We start from the raw sequence: 18,310 nt of genomic DNA, 5'->3' as shown, positions 1-18,310 counted from the left end.
GGGCGAGTCCCTGGATGCAGTGGGCCATTGTCACGCGCTGTGGAGTTGTCAAACCGCATCCTTCCGGACGCAGCCTCTCATCATACCTCGTGGCCGCCACGCACGCCGGGATCAGTATTCGTTGGCGACGAACAGTTCCTGAGCCGGGAACTTGGTCAGGATCTCGGTGCCGTGCTCGGTCACCACGACCTCCTCCTCGATGCGCGCGGCCGAGACCCCGTCGGTCGCCGGGAAGTACGTCTCCATGGCGAAGACCATCCCGACCTTCAGCTCGACCGGATGCTCCAGCGAGTTCAGCCGCGAGATGATCGGCCGCTCGTGCAGTCCGAGGCCGAGGCCGTGCGCGAACTGCAGACCGAATGCCGCGAGCTCGTTCTCGAAGCCGAAGTCCGTCGCCTTCGGGAGGGTCTTGGCGACGACATCGGTACTCACCCCGGGTTTGATGGCTGCGATCGCACCATCCATCCATTCCCTGGCCTGCATGTAAGCATCGCGCTGGATCTGGGTCGCGCTGCCGACCCCGAAGGTGCGGTAGTAGCAGGTGCGGTAGCCGTTGAAGGAGTGGATGATGTCGAAGAAGGCCTGGTCCCCCGGCCGGATGATGCGGTCAGTGAAGTTGTGCGGGTGCGGGTTGCAGCGTTCTCCCGAGATCGCATTGACGGCTTCGACCTGGTCGGATCCCAGTTCGTAGAGACGCTTGTTGGCGAGCGCCACGATCTCGTTCTCGCGGATCCCGGGCTTCAGCACGTCCACGATGTCCTGGTAGACCCCGTCGACCATGGCGGCCGCCTGGTTGAGCAGCATGATCTCGTCGGCCGATTTGATCACGCGGGCGTCGAGCATGTGCTGCTGCGCATCCGCAACCGTCAGGCCCTGGCGCTGCAACTCGAACAGGAACGGCGGTTCGACGATGTCGATGCCGACCGGGGCATCGGCGACTCCCGCCTCGACGAGCAGCGCCTTGATCTCGGTCACGGCGTCGCGCATGAGACCGGCGTCGGGAGCGACCGCCCCGCGGAAGCCCAGGAAGCCCGGACGCCAGTTCTCCTCCGGCAACCAGTTCGAATAGAGCTTGTGATGCCGTACGGCCGAGCCGAAGTCCCAGAGAATCGGCTCCCGATCGCGGGTCAGCAGGCAGTAGCGGATCATCTTGTCGCCGAGGGCGCCGCCGATCCAGGTCTGCGTCGTGTAGCGGATGTTGTAAAAGTCGAAGAGCAGGAAGGCCCCGCACTCGCTGGCCTCGAGGGCTGCCTTGGCGCGCTCGACGCGGTAGCGGCGAAGCCGATCGAAGTCGACCCGGGCCTCATAGTCGACCCCCATGTGCCCTGGGGCGCCGATCGGTCGGGGAACCGCGGAGTTCATGAGCGCGTCTCCGGAGCGAGCCCGTCATCCACCGGGGTGTTCTCGGAGACGACCTGATAGCCGGATCGGCGGGCCTGCTCGAGCAGGAGCGTCGCGAAGTCCTCGTCGGTGTATCCGGCCCCGATTGCCTCGGCCACCAGCATGCCCGTCGCCGACGCGATCGGCATCGGAACCCCGAGTTGCCGGCCGGCCGCGAGTCCGAGCTCGATGTCCTTGTTGAGCAACACGTTGGTGAAGGTCGCATGGAAGTCGAGGTTGACCAGTGCCGGCGACTTGTACCGGGTGTATGCCGAACCCATCACCGAGTCGTTGAGGAACTCGAGGAACACCGCCCGGCTCACGCCGCCGCGCTCGGCGAGCACCGTGACCTCGACCAACGACTGGATGACGACACCGAGAAAGACGTTGTGCGCGATCTTGACGAGGCGCGCCAGTTCGCCATCGCCCACGTAGGTGACGCCGCGCCCGAGTGCCCGCAGAAGCGGCTCGACCCGGTCGAACGCCTCACGAGGCCCCGATACCGCGACGGTGAGCTTGCCTGACGAGATCACCTTCGGATTGCCGCTGACCGGCGTGGCCAGGAACTCGCTGCCGCGCGCGGCCGCCGCCGCGCGGATCTCGGCCGATGTCTCGGGAGACACCGTTGAGGAGTCGACGATGATGCGCGGTGCGACGGAGGGATCGGTGAGCACGCCGCCCTCGCCGGTGGTCACGGCCTCGAGATCGCGCGAGGCGGACACCATGATGAAGACGACGTCCCGATCCGCGAGGTCGACGGGGCGATCCACCAGGGTGGCGCCCTTCGCCGCGAGCGGCTCGGCCTTCGATCGCGTGCGGTTGTAGACCGCGAGATCGTACCCCGCGTCCAACAGGCGCGTCGCGAGCGCGGCACCCATTCGGCCGGTGCCGATCCATCCGATCGTCGGCTTCTCGGTGGGCGCCATCGCGTTCTCCTTAGGACGATTTCCGCATCGACAGAATGCAATCGATTGCGGTTTTCGCCATTATGGGACCTGCGCGGCGCCGCCGTCAACTCACCTGACGCATCCACCATCGCCGCGAAGAGCGACTGCTATCGTTGTGCCATGTCGAGGCGTGTGACGATCGCCGACGTCGCGACCCTCGCAGGGGTGCACCCGGGTACCGTGTCTCGCGCGCTCAATCTGAAGACGCAGGATCAGGTCAACATCGAGACCGCGGGGCGCGTCAGGGCCGCAGCGAAGCAGCTCGGTTACACGCCCAACTCGATCGCACGCGGACTGAGAACCAGTTCGTCGATGACCATCGGCGTCATCATCCCCGACCTGACGAATCCGATCTTCCCGCCGATCGTCCGCGGGATCGACAGCTACCTCGCGCCGCGCGGCTACTCGCCGGTCGTCGTCAACACCGACGGCAGCGACGCGACCGAACGCCTGCTCTTCGACTCCCTCGTACAGCGCCAGGTCGACGGCTTCATCTTCGCGACGGGTCATGCCGGCCCCTCGATCGCCGGCGAGGCATACAAGCGGGGAATCCACGCGGTGATGGTGAATCGCGACTCGCGCGGCGTGCCGTATCCCGCCGTCGTCGGCGACGATGCCCAAGGAATACGGGAATCTTTGGAGCATCTCGCCGCCCTGGGTCACCGCCGACTCGTGCATCTCGCCGGCCCGTCGACCTTCTCGACCAGTCAGGTGCGGGCGGAGGCATTCGCCGCGGGCTGCCGCGAACTCGGCCTGGACGGCGCGATCGTGCCGACCTCGGCCTACAGCGTCGATGAGGGCCAGCGGGCGATGGACGAGGTGCTCGCATCGAGCGCCGGCCGTCCGACGGCGATCGTTGCCGGCAACGACCTGCTCGCGCTCGGGGTCTACCACTCCCTGCGACGACACGGCCTGCGCTGCCCCGACGACGTCTCGGTCGTCGGCTTCAACGACATGCCGTTCGCGGGTGACTTCCAGCCCGCCATGACGACCGTCCGCACGCCTCACTTCCAGCTCGGATCCGAATCGGCACGCATTCTGCTCGACCAGATCGACGACTCGGGATCGACGCCGGTGCGGCTCGTGCTTCCCGTCGAGCTCATCGTTCGCGCCTCCACCGGCCCGGTCCGCTGAGCCGCGCCGGGCAACCTCGGCATGCTTGACAGCCGTCTGGAGTGGTGCCATCGTGGTGCAAACGATTGCGGTTCGAATCGAAATGTTGGCACCGTCGCCCGTTTCTCCGCGTTCCGGGCAGCCGCGCACTTCCCCTTGTAAGGAGCAATGATGCAACTTCACAATCTCGCCGGGCTGCCACGTAGGAGAGCACTCGCCGCAGCCGCCGCCCTGGCCGCCGCCGCCCTCCTGCTCAGCGGATGTTCGACCGGAGGGTCGACGACGCCGTCGAACGGCAGCCCGCTCACCATCGGGATCTCGCTGTCGCTCTCGGGTGACTTCTCCGACTCGGGGAAGGCCGCCCAACGCGGCTACGAGCTCTGGGCCGATGTGACCAACAAAGCGGGCGGAGTGCTCGGACGCAAGGTGCAGCTCACCATCGTCGACGACGCCTCGAGCCCCGACCAGGTCGTGACCAACTACACAAACCTGATCACCCAGAAGAAGGTCGACATCGTCTTCGGCCCGTTCTCGAGCCTGCTGACCGTGCCGGCGTCTCGCGTGGTGAACCGCTACGGCTACTCGTTCATCGAGCCGGCGGGCGGTGGCCCCTCGGTCTTCGCGCAGAAGCTCGGCAACCTCTTCTTCGTGCAGCCCGCCCCCACGACAGAAGGAGGCAACGTCTTCGCCGACTACATCCTCTCGCTGCCGGCGGACCAGCGCCCCAAGACGGCCGCGTACGCCAAGCTCGACGACCCCTTCGCGGCTCCGATCGCCGAGAACATCCAGAAGCGCTTCGAAGCCGCAGGGATCAAGACGGTCTACGACCAGACCTACCCGGCCGAGACCGCCGACATGACTCCGATCATGTCGGGCATGGCCGCGACCGATCCGGATGTCGTGGTCGGGGGCAGCCAGGAGGCCGATGCGTTCGCCCAGATCAAGGCCATGATCCAACTGAAGTTCAACCCGAAGTGGCTGTTCGAGTCGAACGGGGCGAACTCGCCGGCCGACTTCCCGAATGCCGTCGGGATCGCCAACACCGAGGGTGTCTTCTCCAGCGCCGACTGGTACGCCGACTCCACCGTCGAGGGCAGCGCGAAGTTCATCGCCGACTACACGGCGAAGTACGGCGGAACCGCCCAGAGCATCGACCCGACCTCGGCAGAGGCGTACTCCGCCGGCATGCTGCTCGATGAGGTCGCGAAGAAGACGGGCAAGGTCGACAACGCCACCATCATCAAGACGCTGCACACCGGCACCTGGCCGACGCTGGTCGGCAAGCTGAGCTGGGACCAGTACGGCGCACCCAAGGGCGCGTACCTGTTGGTGCAGTGGATCAAGGGCAAACTGACGACGGTCTTCCCGGCGGCGACGGCTGCGACCTCCCCGGTCGCTCCCAAGCCGCATTGGGCCGGCTGAGCGGCGCGGGCATGCACGCGCTGATCCAGGCGATTATCCTCGGTGTCCTGACCGGCGGGGTCTACGCCCTCATGGCGAGCGGCCAGACGCTCATCTTCGGAATCATGAAGGTGGTGAATCTGGCGCAGGGCGCGCTGGTGGTCCTCGGGGCGTACCTGACCTACACCCTGTTCTCGCAACTGGGCATCGATCCGTTCCTCTCGGTGCTGATCACCACACCGCTCCTGTTCCTCGTCGGCGTCGCTGTGCAGTGGGCCCTCCTTCGGCCCCTGCACAGCGACGACGTCGCCCAGCTGTCCCTGCTCGTCACCTTCGCAGTCGCCCTGGGGATCGAGGGTGTCCTGTCGTTCGCATACGGGGCGACGCTGACCAACGTGCAACCGAGCTACGCCAACACCAGTTGGACGATCCTCGGCTACCAGGTGAGCCTGGTGCGCTTCGTGGCATTCGCACTGTCGCTCGTGATGCTCGGCGTGCTCTACCTGATCCTGCAGCGAACCAAGTTCGGCCGCTCCGTGCGGGCCACGGTCCAGAATCCGATGTCGGCACAGCTGCTCGGGGTCAATGCCCAGCGGGTGTCGGCCATCGGATTCGGGCTCGGCACTGCGACGGCGGCGGCCGCGGGATCGGTGTTCGGCATGTTGAACTCATTCAATCCTGGAAGCCACTACGACCTGATCAGCCGCCTTCTCACGATCGTCGTGCTCGGCGGTCTCGGCAGCATCGGAGGCTCCGTCATCGCTGCCCTCGTCATGGGTGTGGCGTCCTCGGTGGTCTCGGCCCTCGCCTCGCCGATCTGGTCGGACTTCAGCTTCTTCATCGTGCTGCTGCTGGTGCTTCTCCTGCGGCCACGTGGGCTGTTCGGCGTGCGCACCCGAGGTGCGCTGTGAGGGGCGGGATCACGCGGGCGGGCCTGCTCCGCGCCGGTGTGTTCTTCCTCCTGTTGGCCGCGATCCCCCTCCTGGGAGCGCCCGGGTGGGTTCTGAGCACCCTGATCTTCACGATCATGTATGCCGGGCTCGCGAGTTCGTGGAATCTGGTCGGAGGCTACGCCGGATACCCCTCGCTCGGCCACGTCGCCTTCTTCGGGATCGGGGCGTACGCGATCGGCATCCTGTTCTCGAAGGACGTCTACGGCGGATACCTCCCCTTCCTGGTGCTTCCGCTGATCGGACTCGCGGTCGGTCTCGTCGCGGTCCCGATCGGATGGGTCTCGATGCGCACGCGTGCCGATGTCTTCGCGATCGTCACCATCACCATCCTGTTCATCGCGCAGACTCTCGCGTTCAACCTCAAGGGCGTGACCGGCGGCGCGCAGGGCGCGAGCGTGGCGCCGCCCCCGTTCGGAGTCGACACCTTCGACTGGCCGTTCTACTTCGCGATGCTGATCCTGCTAGCCGTCGCGATGGGGGTGTCGTTCTACTTCCGCAACTCGAAGATCGGCCTCTCGCTCGCCACCGTCCGCGCCGACGAGGACAAGGCGCACGGCGTGGGCGTTCGCGTCACCGCCGTCAAGCTCATCTCGTTCGGCGTCAGTGCCGGCCTGGTGGCGATGGCCGGAGGCATCTGGGCGTACTACGTCGGCTTCATCTACCCGCAGTTCGCGATCGACCCGTTGATCACGATCGGGATGGTGCTGATGACCTTCCTGGGCGGACGCGCGACGCTCTGGGGTCCGGTGCTCGGGGCTTTCATCCTGATCCCGGTGCAGGAGTACTTCGCGCAGGCGTTCGGGGCGAGCGAGCTCTACCTGATCGCCTACGCGGCCGTCTTCCTGATCATCATCCTGTTCCTGCCCCGCGGGATCCTGCCTACGATCACGCAACGGATGCGCAGCCGCAGAGCCCGGCGGACCGCCGACGGGACCGCCGACGGCGCCGGCTCACCCTCCGAACAGACGACACCTCGAGAGGCGACGGTCAACCGATGAGCGAGGCACTCCTGGTCGTGCACGAACTGACGAAGACCTTCGGCGGCGTGACGGCCGTCGACCGCTGCTCCTTCGAAGTGCAGCCAGGCACGATCACGGCTCTGATCGGACCGAACGGTTCGGGCAAGACGACGGTGTTCAACATCATCACCGGCTATCTCAAGGCCGACTCGGGCGCGATCCGCTTCCGCGGCGACCCGATCGCCCGGCCGCGGCCGGCCCAGCTGTACCGTCGCGGGCTTTCCCGTACCTTCCAGCAGGCCCGGATCTTTCCCGATCTCAGCGTCGAAGAAAACCTGGTCGTCGCGGCGGGGTACTCCTGGCGGCAGCTCTTCGGCCGACGAGTGTCGGAGAGTGACCGTGAACGGGCATCGACCATGCTCCAGGAGTTCCGGCTCGAGTCACTCGCCCACCTGCAGGCGAGCGAGCTGTCGTACGGGCAGCGCAAGCTGCTCGAGTTCGCCTCGGTGCTGATGAGCGACCCGAAACTGGTCCTGCTCGACGAACCCACCGCCGGAGTGAACCCCGTCATGATCGACACGATGGAGCAGCACATCCGTCAACGGCACGCCGACGGCGTGACCTTCCTCGTCGTCGAGCACGACATGCAACTGGTGATGAGATTGTGCGATCCCGTGATCGTGCTCGACCAGGGGGCCCCGATCGCGTTCGGCACCCCCGAGCACGTGCAGTCCGACCCTCGAGTGCTGGAGGCATACCTTGGCGCCTGACTCCCCGCCGCGCGAGCCGCTGCTGAGCCTGCAGGACGTCACCGCCGGCTACGGAGCCGGCCTGATCCTCAAGGGGGTCACACTGTCGGCGACCTCAGGCGAGATCGTCTGCCTCATCGGACCCAACGGCGCGGGCAAGTCGACCGTGCTCAAGACGATCAGCGGATTGCTCCACCACCGCGATGGGTCGATCCTGTTCGCCGGGGAGGACATCGGCCGCCTCAGTTCACGTCAGCGCCTCGATCGCGGAATCGTGCATGTTCCGCAGGAGCGCAGTCTCTTTCCGGCGATGTCGGTCTGGGAGAACGTGCTCATGGGCGCCTTCATCCTCAGCGATCAGGCCGTCATCCGGACGCGGATGGAGCAGGTCGCCGAGACCTTCCCGATCGTGGCACGCCGACGGCACGCGCAGGCAGGATCGCTCTCCGGCGGCGAGCAGAAGCAGGTCGAGCTGGCACGATCGCTGATGCTCGATCCGGCACTGATCCTGCTCGATGAACCGTCGATCGGCCTCGACCCCAAATCACGCACCTCGGTCTTCGCGAGCATCGCAGCGTTGGCGGACGAGGGGCGCACGGTACTGCTCGTCGAGCAGAACGCCAGGTCGGGGCTCGCCGTCGCCCACAAGGCTGCCGTTCTCGAAGCCGGTCGTGTCGCATTGACCGGCACCGGAGAGGCGCTGCTCGACGACCCGGAAGTCGCCCGGCTGTACCTTGGTGCCAGCGCTCGCGGACCGGCGAAGGCGGCCCGCTGACTACTCCCCCAGGTGGCCCTTGGAGTTCATCGCCCGCTCGGCCTCGCGCTTGTCCTGGCGCTCGCGCAGGGCCTGCCGCTTGTCGTACTCCCGCTTGCCCTTCGCCACGGCGATCTCGACCTTGGCTCGGCCGTCGACGAAGTAGATCTGCAGCGGGACGAGCGTGTAGCCGCCCTCTTTGGTCTTGTGGCTGATCTTGATGATCTGGGCCTTGTGCAGCAGCAACTTGCGCTTGCGGCGCGGGGAGTGGTTGTTCCAGGTCCCCTCGGTGTACTCGGGGATGTGCACCGAATCCAGCCAGGCCTCGTTGCCGTCGATGAAGGCATAGCCGTCGACGAGCGAGGCGCGGCCCTCTCGCAGCGACTTGACCTCGGTGCCGGTCAGCACCAGGCCGGCCTCGTAGGTGTCCTCGATGGTGAAGTCGTGCCGGGCGCGACGATTCGTCGCGACGACCGCGTTCCCGCGCTCCTTCTTCGGCATGTGACCCACCTCCTGGCTCGATTGCAGCCTGTCAGTGTATCCGAATCGGGCTAGACCTTCAGATACCGCCGGATGGCGACGCTCGCCGACAGGGCGGCCAGCAGCATCCCGACCCCCACGAGGATCGGCGCGACGAGGAGCGCGTCGGTCAGCGTGACGAACGCCGTGTTGGCGATCGTCTGCTGCAGGTACCCCTGCACGAAGAACTGCACGATGGCGACGATCGCGCCGGCGGCCAGCACCGATCCGATCAGAGCGGCCAGCATGCCCTCGAGGATGAACGGGGTCTCGATGAAGCGATTCGAGGCGCCGACCAGTCGCATGATGCCCAGCTCGCGGCGTCGCGAGAAGGCGCTCAACCGGATGGTCGTCGAGATGAGCAGCACGGCGGCGACGAGCATGAGGCCGGCGATCCCGATTGCCGTGTAGCTCGCCGCGTTCATGATCGAGAAGATCGGATCGAGCAGGGTGCGCTGGTCCTCCACCTGCTCCACGCCGGGCATCGCCTTGACCTGATCGATGACGATCTCGGCCTGACCCGGATTCTTCATGTTGACGCGGAACGTCTGCGACAGATACTCGGGCGTCACCAGGTCGGCGAAGGAGGTTCCCGCGAACTGCTTCTTGAAGTTCTCGTACGCCTGCTGGTGGTTCTCGAAGTCGACGTGCTTGATGTACGGCTTGAGCGTGGTGCCGTCGAGCTGCGCCTTGACCGCCGCGATCTGGTCGGCGCTCGCCTCGGTCGCGTTGCAGGAGGGCTCGACCGACACATCCGTGCAGAAGTACACGGCCACCTGGGCCCGGTCGTACCAGTAGCCCTTCATCTGGTTGATCTGGAACTGCAGCAGGATCGCGGCGCCGAAGAAGGTCAGGGAGATGAAGGTGACGAGGATCACCGAGATGACCATCGAGAGGTTGCGGCGGAATCCCTGCCCCACCTCGCCGAGGATGAGCCCGAGTCTCATGCGCGGCGTCCCGGTTCGTTGAGGGCGGGCGGTGGGGCGTTGAGAGCCGGCGGGGTCTCGGGCTGCTCGTCGCGGGCCTCGACGGGGGTGACGGATGCCGGCGCGGCGGCGGGGGCGGCAGGTGTCGGCGCGACTGCGGGAGCCGCCGCGGCGGCAGGCGGCGTGTCGCGCTTGGGCACGGGAACCCACGAGGGGGTGGAGGTCGGATGGCCGGATTCCGGCGCGAGGCGCGGGGCGGGTGCGACGGTCCGCGGAGCCACCGGAATCTCGATCGAGTCGGTGCCGGCCGCGGGCTCGAACGGGCTGGCGGCGGGCTCGACCTTGGTCTCGGGGGCCGGCGGCCGGGCGGTCGCCAGAGACGTCCGGCTGCCGAGGCCGCCGGTCATGTCGAACTTCTGCACCGGGATCGCCTGGGTCTGGTATCCGCCCGCCCGCTCGTCGCGGACGACCTGGCCGCTGATCAGTTCGATCACGCGACGCTTCATCTGATCGACGATGCCGGAGTCGTGGGTCGCCATGATCACGGTGGTCCCGTTCGCGTTGATCGTCGACAACAGGCTCATGATGCCGGCACTCGTCGCCGGGTCGAGGTTCCCGGTCGGCTCGTCGGCCAGCAGGATGGCGGGCTTGTTGACGATGGCCCGGGCGATCGCGACGCGCTGCTGCTCACCGCCGGACAGCTCGTGCGGATACCGACCCTGTTTTCCGCCGAGTCCGACCATCTTGAGCACGTCGGGCACGGCCTCTTGAATGAAGCCCTTGCTCTTGCCGATCACCTGGAGCGTGAACGCGACGTTGTCGAACACGGTCTTCTGCGGCAGCAGCCGGAAGTCCTGGAAGACCACCCCGAGGCTGCGCCGGAAGTACGGGACCTTGCGGCTCGGGAGCGTGTTGAGCTCCTGACCGAGCACGTGGATCTTGCCCTTGGAGGGTCGCTCCTCTTTGAGCACCAACCGCAGGAAGCTCGACTTGCCCGAGCCCGAGGCTCCGACGAGGAAGACGAACTCCCCTTTGAGGATTTCGAGGTCGACGCTGTTGAGGGCGGGACGGCTGGTCCCGGAGTACATCTTGCTGACCTGGTCGAAGCGAATCATCGTGTTACAGGCTAGGCACCGTGCGATGAGAGGCCGGTTGCGACACTCTCCGCCCCGAGACTCCCAGAAACGTCAACCCGCACGGGGGACGGCCGGACCTCCCGTCTACGCTGATCGCATGACCGAGTGGAACACCGCCGAGTTGACCCGCCTGCACGATGTCGTGGAGATCCTGATCACACCGGCTCCCTCCGGCGGCGCGGAACACCCCGGCAGGTTGGTCTGGGTGCTCGAGATCGACGGCCGCGTGTTCGTCCGCTCGTGGAAGGGCCCGAATGCCGTCTGGTATCGAGACGCGCTGCGGACGCATCGCGCTCACATCGCGGGGGGCGAGATCGACGTGGCGGTGGCGCTGCAGGATTCGCACGACGTCGATGAGCTGGTCGATGCGGCATTCTTGGCGAAGTACCCGCCGGAGTACGCCGTTCAGATGAACCTGCCGTTGGCGCGAGGCACGACTCTCGAGCTCTTTCCCATCCGCTGAGACGCGATGCACTCGTGCCCCCTTTCGCCCTTTGGCGGATGGGCAGCAGCTGGGCCTGAGCAGATGAGCAGCGTCAGCCGGTGAGCAGTCGCCGGGCGACGACACTGTTCGGCGGCGCCGGAATCGGTCTCTGACTCGGATCCGCCGACCGCGGCGGCACGATCGAGTAGTCCCCACGGCTGCGGTTGACCTTCCACCCGTTGTTGTGCACGAGGAGATGGTGAAAGCGACACAGGAGCACGCCGTCGGCGATGTCGGTGCGGCCGTGATCTCGGTGCCATTCCTCGATGTGATGAGCCTCGCACCAGGCCGGTGGTCGATCGCACTCGGGAAACCGGCATCCCCCGTCGCGGGCAGCCAGCCCGATGCGCTGGCGCCGTGTGAAGCGTCGCTGCTCCCGCCCGACATTCACGACCTGGCCGTCACTGTCGAAGAGCACCGGCACGACACCGCCTTCGCAGACGTGCCGCTCGACCGTGTCGATGCCGATCAGGGCTGCCTGGCCCTCGATCGCCCCGACACCGGAGCGACGACGAAGGTCACGTTCTGCGATGAGCACCTGCACCGCGGGCTGTCGAGCGCCGACCACGGTTGCCGGATCAGCCGCCACGCCGATCCGGAGCAGTTCCACGATCGCATCGAGACCGATCTGCTCGGTGGTTCGGGGATCGCGAAGCAGCTCCTCGGCGTGCGCCGCCGCGGTCGGGTCGACGAAGCGCGGCCCACCGCGGCGAGGTGACGTTGCGGCGTCGAACGCGGCCGCCACCGTCGCGGCTGACTCCGGATCGAGAAGGCCGGTGAGCCGGGTCATGCCATCCGACTGCCGGGACAGCCGAAGGTAGCGCTGCTCGCGCAGACGCTCTTCGCGATCGGCGACACGGTGCTCATCGAGTTCTGCGGCGAGCTCGCGCGCTCGCGCCGCCAGCTGCTCGACAGTGAGCACCTCGGTCTGAACGAGCAGCTCACGCGCCGCATCGGCGACCTTCTCGACCGGAACCCCGTCCAACGCCCCCAACCCCGCCTGGATCGCGCCGGCCGCGTCAACCGAGAGGGCGCCCTCGGTCACGGCCACCCCCACCGCTCCGAGCGGCGACTCCTCGGACATCAGAGCCCCGACCCGCACCATGACGTGCGCTTCTCTCGCGGTCGATCCGGTGAGTCGCTGCACGAGCTTCTCGGGCGTGCGCGCTCCGAGCTTCTGGGCGAGGCCCTCATAGCCGAGGTCTCGGCGCGATCGGTAGGCGAGCTCTGCGGCGAGAACGGCGGCAGAGGCATCCACTCGCCGGCGCACCTCGGCAACCGCACGCTGGGCTTGCATCAGATCGCTATCGGAGAGCGCCCGCGCCGTACTCACCGAGAACTCATGAAATGCGGGAGCGGACATGCGTCCATTCTCCCAAGTTTCGAAGATATGTACTAGTACAAGATCTTCGCGGAAGTCGCCTTGTGGAGGAGAGGACGACGGGAGGACGGGAGAGGAGGAAGAAGGACGGGAGGGAGAGGAAGAGAGAAAGAGAGCAGAGGAGGAGGAGCGGCCTGTGGGCGAGAGGCACGCGGACGATGAGGAGGCAATGCGGACAGGAGCAAGCACGGCCGACCGGGCGCGTCCGCCGCATGAGGGGGCACGACGCCCCACCCGCCTACTCCTCGATGTCGCGCTTGCGCCAGCGGATGCCCGCGTTGATGAAGCCGTCCAGATCGCCGTCGAACACGGCCGTCGGGTTGTTGACCTCGTAGTCGGTGCGCAGGTCCTTGACCATCTGGTAGGGCGCGAGCACGTAGCTTCGCATCTGGTCGCCCCAGCTCGCCGTGATGGTGCCGGCCAGTTCCTTCTTGGTGGCGGCCTCCGCCTCCTTCTGCAGGATCAGGAGGCGGGACTGCAGAACGCGAAGGGCCGCGGCGCGGTTCTGGATCTGCGACTTCTCGTTCTGCATCGAGACGACGGTTCCGGTCGGGAGGTGGGTGATGCGCACCGCGGAGTCGGTCGTGTTGACGGATTGCCCGCCCGGTCCGCTCGAGCGGAAGACGTCGACGCGGATGTCGGATTCCGGGATCTCGATCGACTCGGTCTCCTCCATCAGCGGGATGACCTCGACGGCCGCGAAGCTCGTCTGGCGCTTGCCCGCCGCGCCGAACGGCGACATGCGCACCAGGCGGTGCGTTCCGGCCTCGACGCTCAGCGTGCCGAACGCGTGCGGGGCATCCACCTCGAAGGTCGCGCTCTTGATGCCGGCCTCTTCGGCGTAGCTGATGTCCATCACGGTGACGGGGTACTTGTGCTTCTCGGCCCAGCGCAGGTACATGCGCAGCAGCATCTCGGCGAAGTCGGCGGCATCCACTCCCCCGGCTCCCGCCCGGATCGTCACGACCGCCGGCCGGTTGTCGTACTCGCCGTTCAGCAGCGTGGTGACCTCGAGTTCGCCGAGGTTCTTCTGCAGTGAGACGAGCTCGGCCTTGGCCTCTTCGGCGCTCTCGGCGTCGTCGCCCTCGTTGGCCATCTGGATGAGCACCTCGAGGTCGTCGAGCCGGCGCTGCAGGCTCTCGATCCTCGCCAGCTCGGTCTGCCGGTGGCTGAGCGCGCTGGTCACCTTCTGCGCGGCCTCAGGGTCGTCCCAGAGGTCGGGGGCGCCGGCCTGCGCGCTGAGCTCGGCGATCTCGGCCTCGAGCTTGTCGACGCCCACGACGCTGCGGATGTCGGAGAAGGTCTGTCGCAGGGTCGCGATCTGGTCGCTGAGGTCGAGATCGATCATGGCGGGAGCGAGTCTACCGGCGCCCCGGAGATGTCACCGGCGGCCGGCACGACCGCCGACCGAGCGCGGCGGCGGAGCACGGCCCGGCGGAGCGGGCGGGGTAACGTTTCACGAGCCATGAGTACCGCCGCCGAGACACCCTTTCGCTGGCGGTCCGTCGCCCTCGCCGCCCTGCTGCCCACCGTGCTGTTCTCGATCGGCGAGGGAGCCGTCATCCCGGTGATCCCGGTCGTGGCCGGCAACGTCGGGGCGACGCTCGCGATCGCGGGGTTCGTCTCGGGCATGCTCGTGGTCGGCGAGCTGATCGGCGACATCCCGAGCGGTGCGGTCATCGCCCGGATCGGCGAACGCACGGCCATGATCGCGGCCTCGGGCCTCTCGGTGCTCGGGCTGTTCACCGCCCTGCTCGCGCCGAACCCGTGGGTGCTGGCCCTCGGCATCCTCGTCGTCGGAATCGCGACGGCGGTGTTCGCACTCGCGCGGCACGCGTTCATGACGAGCTTCGTTCCCCAGCGGTATCGGGCACGGGCGCTGTCGACGCTCGGCGGGACCTTCCGCTTCGGCTACCTGGTCGGCCCGTTCCTGGGCGCGGCCATCATCCAGCTCACGGGTTCGGCGGCGAGCGCGTTCTGGATCCACGTCGCCTGCTGCCTCGCCGCGGCGGTCGTGCTGATCGTGCTGGCCGACCCCGAGAAGACCTTCGGTGCCACCGCCGATCGCGCGTCGGCCGGGCGCCACGAGACGGCGGGCGAGCGCGAGGTCGGCGACGAGGCGCACGGGCTGTTTCGCACGATCCGCGCCTACCGGAAGGTGCTGCTCACCCTCGGCCTCGGCTCGACGATGGTCGCGGCGCTCCGCGCCTCGCGCCAGGTGCTGTTGCCGCTCTGGGCCGTCAGCATCGGCCTGCACGAGACGCAGACCTCGATCATCATCGGCATCGCGGGCGCCGTCGACTTCTCATTGTTCTTCGCCGGCGGGTGGATCATGGATCGCTTCGGCCGGCTGTGGACGGCCGTCCCGTCGATGATCGGGCTCGGCATCGGCCATCTCGCGCTCGCGTTCACGGCCTTCCTGCCGGGACCGGTGTGGTGGTTCATCGGGATCGCGATGTTCCTCTCGCTCGCCAACGGGATCGGGGCCGGGATTCTCATGACCTTGGGGGCCGACCTGGCCGATCCACGACATCCGGCCCCCTTCCTCGGCGCCTGGCGCTTCACCAACGACGCGGGTGGCGCGGCCGCGCCCCTCATCGTGTCGGGACTCACGGCGCTCGTCTCGCTGCCGTTCGCCGCCGGCGCTCTGGGCGTGCTCGGCCTCGCGGGCGCGATCGTGCTGCGCGTGTTCGTGCCGCGCTATTCGGGGCGGCGGGGCGCTACTCCCGAGCCTCGGTCCGCACCGGCTTGAGGCGGGCCGGTGCGTCGTGCGCCTCGGGGAACTCGCACCGGAACTCGCCTTCGTAGCCGAACAGGAATCCGAAGACCCGGTTGCGCACCTCGAGACGGATTCGGTACACGCCGACCGCGTCATCGAACCGCTCATGAAGCTCGGCCCGCCCGCTGAACAGCATCGGGAAGCGGAAGGCGACGAGGGGCCCTTCGTAGAAGCGCTGCGCATCCGATCTGAGGTGCAGCGATCCGTCGTCGTCCACCGCCAGCGCCAGGTCGACCGCGAGATGCTGGTGCGTGCCGAGATAGTCGACGATCCCGCCGCGTCGTTCGCTGAAGATCATGGTCGCGTCGAAACGACGTTCGCGGACGCCGATCCGGTATTCGCGCACGAAGGTGACCGTCTCGCGACCGAGCTCGTCCCGATACGGATAGTTCTCGATCCGGAACGGCACGTCGGTGCCCTGGTCCGGTACCAGGATGTTGCGCAGGCGGCCGATCTGGAGGAACGGCACGGTCCACCACGGCCCGCGCCGGATCCGCTTCATGGTTCCCGTGCCGACGCAGGCGTAGCCGGCCTCGAGCCCCACACCGAAGCGACGCTGCAGCATCGGGTGCAACCGGGCGAAATCGGCGCCCATCGCGCGTTCGAACACCGACGTCACGGGGCCTCGAGACCATCGAGAGTCGCCGGCGCGTCGGCCATCGCATCGCGTCCGGGCGCGCGGCGCTCGCACCGGGACGCGCGCGGCCGCCCCGCGCTCCAGAATCGCAACGCCGACCACACGGGCCAGCGCTCGGGTTCGACGCCGGTCTCGGCCCAGATGCGCAGCCGGTCGAAACTCCAAGCGGTCATCCAGCCGACGAGACGACGCACGCCGAGACGATCGAGCACTCCCCAGTTCGCCGCGTACTGATAGCCCGTGATGAAGACGGTGCCGTCGCCGTGCGGTTCGTAGCGCCAGTAGCCGCGACCGTTCCCCAATGGTGACAGTCGGTCGCCGGTGTCGAAGCGGAGCGCCGAGGTGCGAGTCCCGTCGGGCCTGCGTCGCTCGCCGATCGAGGTGCCGGTGCCGCGGATGGTGTGCAACGGCATGGTGCGCTCGTACCGGAAGCGGTAACCCCCGGACGGCAGTGTCTCGGTGGGGACGATCGAGTTGAACCGGAGGTCCCACCGGCTGTGCAGCTCAGGGGTCTGGGTGAGCTCCCAGACCCGCTCGAGAGGCGCCCGGATGGCGATCCGCACGTAGATCGCCTCGGCCCCCATGGCCCGAGGATAGCTCCGTTCGGGCGATCCCCCGCTCAGCCGAAGACCGAGCGCGCCACGGCCGTCGCCTCGATGCGCATCCCCTCGGGCACGAACACGGTGACCACCGGGGGATGCCAGACCGCCGAGATGGTCACGGTCGCGCTCTCGCCGTCGACGGTCGTCGCCCGCTCGACCACGAGGGCGTCGAACTCGTCCATCGGGTTGCCCGCCAGGTAGCTCGCGACCGCCGCGCGCACCTCCCCCGGCTGCAGCACCGGACGAGGCCCGTGCGAGCCGAACGACACGGCGTCGAGCTGGAACGACTCCGCCCCGACCAGCGCGGCGCCGTCGGCGAGGGTGAACAGGCGCTTGCGCTCCAGGTAGAGCGAGCTCGCCGCCGCGACGATCAGCACGAGGGCCAGGCCCAGGAAGCCGTAGAAGACGACGAGCGGCAGGGTCGATCCGGTGTCGTCGGCCAGGCGCCGCTCGATCCGCCCGCGAGCCGCCACCCTCACTTCGCGCCCCAGAACCGGGAGACCTGCTCGCTCGCGACCGCGTGCACGGGGATACCGGCGGGCAGATTCAGGGTGAGCACCGGAGGGACCAGCGGCAGCGGCACGGTCGCCGAGACGGCGATCGTCACGAAGCCCCGCCGGGTGAGGCAGTCGGCCGGATCGGGGCGGCAGCTCACCTCGACGGTCGCGTGATCGGCATCGAGTCCGTAGTCGGCCAGGGTCACGGCGATCGCCGCGCGGGCGGACGCCTCGGCATCGTCGCCGTCGGCCGATTGCACGTAGACCCGGGAGGCCTGACGGGCGGCTCCCTCGACCCCGAAGGCGGCGTTCTCGAGGGCCGACAGGGTCAGCACGAGATAGACGGTGGGCACGAGCAGCAGCACGCCCACGGTGATGAACTCGAGCGACGCCGATCCGCGCTCGGAGTGCGACGCAGCGAGGATCGGGTGGATGCGGCGACCGATACTGACCGCGACGCCCGGCCCGTCAGTCCAGCGTCTCGATCGCGGCATGGCCCGCCACCTCCAGTCCTCCGTCGACGCCGATGAGCCCCATCACCGGCAGCCGGGCGCGCACGGTGACCGTCACGGCCGGATGCCCCCGCCAGGCGCCCTGGCTCACGGTCACGTCCTGGGCGAAGTCGCCGCCGATCGCGAGGGCGATGAGCTCGGAGGTGCGGCGCACCCCGTCGGCGGGCGTGTTGTCGGCCAGGGCGGCGAACCGCGCTCCCTCGGCCGCGGCATCCTGCACGGTGTTGCGGATGTGCAGCGCGAGCCCGAGCTGCAGCACCGAGAGGGTCAGCACGGTGAGCAGGGCGCCGACCATCGTGAACTCCGCCACCGCGGAGCCGCGGTCATCGACGACCCGGTGCCGCCACCCGGCCGCCCGCCGACGAGCGCCCCTGGCCGACCGCCGGAGGGCCCCGTCGAACGCAGGCACGGCTCAGAGCCCGGTGACCTTCGCGATCGCGCTCTGGAAGATCTCGCTGAGGGCCGGACCGGCGAGCCCCCAGATGAGGATCACCAAGCCCGCGGTCATCAAGGTGATCAGCACCCAGCCGGGCACGTCGCCGCGCTCCTCGCGCAGTCGGTCGAGAATCCGCTTCATGCCG

The 18,310-nt window shown here is 67.9% G+C and carries 21 protein-coding genes; 8 read left to right on the top strand and 13 right to left on the bottom strand.

Annotation, left to right across the window (positions count from 1 at the left end; all coding sequences use genetic code 11):
* Positions 1 to 111 precede the first annotated feature (111 nt).
* Both ACFPJ4_RS02580 and ACFPJ4_RS02575 read right to left on the bottom strand, forming a co-directional pair.
* Positions 112 to 1,362, bottom strand: a complete 1,251-nt coding sequence (locus tag ACFPJ4_RS02580; protein WP_386738723.1) for a M24 family metallopeptidase — start codon at positions 1,360 to 1,362, stop codon at positions 112 to 114.
* Positions 1,359 to 2,306, bottom strand: coding sequence for an NAD(P)-dependent oxidoreductase (locus ACFPJ4_RS02575; protein WP_386738722.1), 948 nt, complete (start codon positions 2,304 to 2,306; stop codon positions 1,359 to 1,361). Before ACFPJ4_RS02575 ends, ACFPJ4_RS02580 begins: the two co-directional genes overlap by 4 nt.
* A 141-nt stretch (positions 2,307 to 2,447) precedes the next feature.
* On the opposite strand from ACFPJ4_RS02575, the gene ACFPJ4_RS02570 reads away from it, so the two are divergent.
* The 6 genes from ACFPJ4_RS02570 (at position 2,448) to ACFPJ4_RS02545 (ending at position 8,277) form a co-directional block, all read left to right on the top strand.
* The gene (locus ACFPJ4_RS02570; RefSeq protein WP_386738721.1) at positions 2,448 to 3,461 is read left to right on the top strand and encodes a LacI family DNA-binding transcriptional regulator; all 1,014 of its coding nucleotides are present in this window, start codon (positions 2,448 to 2,450) and stop codon (positions 3,459 to 3,461) included.
* Positions 3,462 to 3,611: 150 nt separating this feature from the next.
* Positions 3,612 to 4,862 carry an amino acid ABC transporter substrate-binding protein gene (locus tag ACFPJ4_RS02565; RefSeq protein ID WP_386738720.1) on the top strand — a complete coding sequence of 417 codons (1,251 nt, stop codon included), beginning with the start codon at positions 3,612 to 3,614 and terminating at the stop codon, positions 4,860 to 4,862.
* Positions 4,863 to 4,873: 11 nt separating this feature from the next.
* On the top strand, positions 4,874 to 5,752 hold the full coding sequence (locus ACFPJ4_RS02560; RefSeq protein WP_386738719.1) for a branched-chain amino acid ABC transporter permease: 879 nt from the start codon (positions 4,874 to 4,876) through the stop codon (positions 5,750 to 5,752).
* Positions 5,749 to 6,792 (top strand): branched-chain amino acid ABC transporter permease, encoded by a 1,044-nt coding sequence (locus ACFPJ4_RS02555; protein WP_386738718.1) that lies wholly within the window; start codon positions 5,749 to 5,751, stop codon positions 6,790 to 6,792. The genes ACFPJ4_RS02560 and ACFPJ4_RS02555 overlap by 4 nt, the downstream gene beginning before the upstream one ends.
* Positions 6,789 to 7,523 carry an ABC transporter ATP-binding protein gene (locus ACFPJ4_RS02550; RefSeq protein WP_386738717.1) on the top strand — a complete coding sequence of 245 codons (735 nt, stop codon included), beginning with the start codon at positions 6,789 to 6,791 and terminating at the stop codon, positions 7,521 to 7,523. The genes ACFPJ4_RS02555 and ACFPJ4_RS02550 overlap by 4 nt, the downstream gene beginning before the upstream one ends.
* Positions 7,513 to 8,277: an ABC transporter ATP-binding protein gene (locus ACFPJ4_RS02545; protein WP_386738716.1), complete on the top strand. Its 765-nt coding sequence runs from the start codon at positions 7,513 to 7,515 to the stop codon at positions 8,275 to 8,277. Before ACFPJ4_RS02550 ends, ACFPJ4_RS02545 begins: the two co-directional genes overlap by 11 nt.
* On the opposite strand, the gene smpB is transcribed toward ACFPJ4_RS02545, so the two are convergent.
* Genes smpB through ftsE form a run of 3 tightly spaced genes read right to left on the bottom strand, consistent with a single transcriptional unit; the run spans position 8,278 to position 10,816 of the window.
* Positions 8,278 to 8,757: an SsrA-binding protein SmpB gene (gene smpB, locus ACFPJ4_RS02540; protein ID WP_386738715.1), complete on the bottom strand. Its 480-nt coding sequence runs from the start codon at positions 8,755 to 8,757 to the stop codon at positions 8,278 to 8,280.
* A 50-nt stretch (positions 8,758 to 8,807) separates the two neighbouring features.
* Positions 8,808 to 9,722, bottom strand: coding sequence for a permease-like cell division protein FtsX (ftsX, locus tag ACFPJ4_RS02535; RefSeq protein ID WP_386738714.1), 915 nt, complete (start codon positions 9,720 to 9,722; stop codon positions 8,808 to 8,810).
* On the bottom strand, positions 9,719 to 10,816 hold the full coding sequence (gene ftsE, locus ACFPJ4_RS02530; RefSeq protein WP_386738713.1) for a cell division ATP-binding protein FtsE: 1,098 nt from the start codon (positions 10,814 to 10,816) through the stop codon (positions 9,719 to 9,721). The genes ftsX and ftsE overlap by 4 nt, the downstream gene beginning before the upstream one ends.
* Before the next feature lie 118 nt (positions 10,817 to 10,934).
* Between ftsE and ACFPJ4_RS02525 the strand changes: the two genes are divergently transcribed.
* Positions 10,935 to 11,300 (top strand): DUF2255 family protein, encoded by a 366-nt coding sequence (locus ACFPJ4_RS02525; RefSeq protein WP_386738712.1) that lies wholly within the window; start codon positions 10,935 to 10,937, stop codon positions 11,298 to 11,300.
* 73 nt (positions 11,301 to 11,373) lie between these two features.
* On the opposite strand, the gene ACFPJ4_RS02520 is transcribed toward ACFPJ4_RS02525, so the two are convergent.
* Entirely contained in the window at positions 11,374 to 12,684 is a 1,311-nt protein-coding gene (locus ACFPJ4_RS02520; protein WP_386738711.1) for an HNH endonuclease signature motif containing protein, read from the bottom strand.
* Positions 12,685 to 12,940: 256 nt separating this feature from the next.
* Positions 12,941 to 14,050 (bottom strand): peptide chain release factor 2, encoded by a 1,110-nt coding sequence (prfB, locus tag ACFPJ4_RS02515; protein WP_386738710.1) that lies wholly within the window; start codon positions 14,048 to 14,050, stop codon positions 12,941 to 12,943.
* A gap of 117 nt (positions 14,051 to 14,167) precedes the next feature.
* Here prfB and ACFPJ4_RS02510 point away from each other — a divergent pair, with 117 nt between their 5' ends.
* A complete protein-coding gene (locus ACFPJ4_RS02510; protein ID WP_386738709.1) occupies positions 14,168 to 15,454 on the top strand; it encodes an MFS transporter in 1,287 nt (428 codons plus the stop codon).
* On the opposite strand, the gene ACFPJ4_RS02505 is transcribed toward ACFPJ4_RS02510, so the two are convergent.
* The 6 genes from ACFPJ4_RS02505 to ACFPJ4_RS02480 are packed head-to-tail and all read right to left on the bottom strand — an operon-like array spanning position 15,423 to position 18,306.
* Entirely contained in the window at positions 15,423 to 16,100 is a 678-nt protein-coding gene (locus ACFPJ4_RS02505; RefSeq protein WP_386738708.1) for a DUF4166 domain-containing protein, read from the bottom strand. The genes ACFPJ4_RS02510 and ACFPJ4_RS02505 overlap by 32 nt on opposite strands.
* Entirely contained in the window at positions 16,097 to 16,702 is a 606-nt protein-coding gene (locus ACFPJ4_RS02500; RefSeq protein ID WP_386738707.1) for an SRPBCC family protein, read from the bottom strand. The genes ACFPJ4_RS02505 and ACFPJ4_RS02500 overlap by 4 nt, the downstream gene beginning before the upstream one ends.
* A gap of 35 nt (positions 16,703 to 16,737) precedes the next feature.
* Positions 16,738 to 17,193, bottom strand: coding sequence for a pilus assembly protein TadG-related protein (locus ACFPJ4_RS02495; RefSeq protein ID WP_386738706.1), 456 nt, complete (start codon positions 17,191 to 17,193; stop codon positions 16,738 to 16,740).
* Positions 17,194 to 17,195: 2 nt separating this feature from the next.
* Positions 17,196 to 17,711, bottom strand: coding sequence for a hypothetical protein (locus tag ACFPJ4_RS02490; protein WP_386738705.1), 516 nt, complete (start codon positions 17,709 to 17,711; stop codon positions 17,196 to 17,198).
* Positions 17,686 to 18,138, bottom strand: coding sequence for a TadE/TadG family type IV pilus assembly protein (locus ACFPJ4_RS02485; protein WP_386738704.1), 453 nt, complete (start codon positions 18,136 to 18,138; stop codon positions 17,686 to 17,688). Before ACFPJ4_RS02485 ends, ACFPJ4_RS02490 begins: the two co-directional genes overlap by 26 nt.
* Before the next feature lie 3 nt (positions 18,139 to 18,141).
* Positions 18,142 to 18,306: a hypothetical protein gene (locus ACFPJ4_RS02480; protein ID WP_386738703.1), complete on the bottom strand. Its 165-nt coding sequence runs from the start codon at positions 18,304 to 18,306 to the stop codon at positions 18,142 to 18,144.
* Positions 18,307 to 18,310: the final 4 nt, after the last annotated feature.

Origin of the sequence: Lysinimonas soli, assembly GCF_042655435.1 — a bacterium.
In the GTDB taxonomy this organism is placed as follows: domain Bacteria; phylum Actinomycetota; class Actinomycetes; order Actinomycetales; family Microbacteriaceae; genus Lysinimonas; species Lysinimonas soli.
This window is presented reverse-complemented; position numbering and strand designations above follow the sequence as displayed.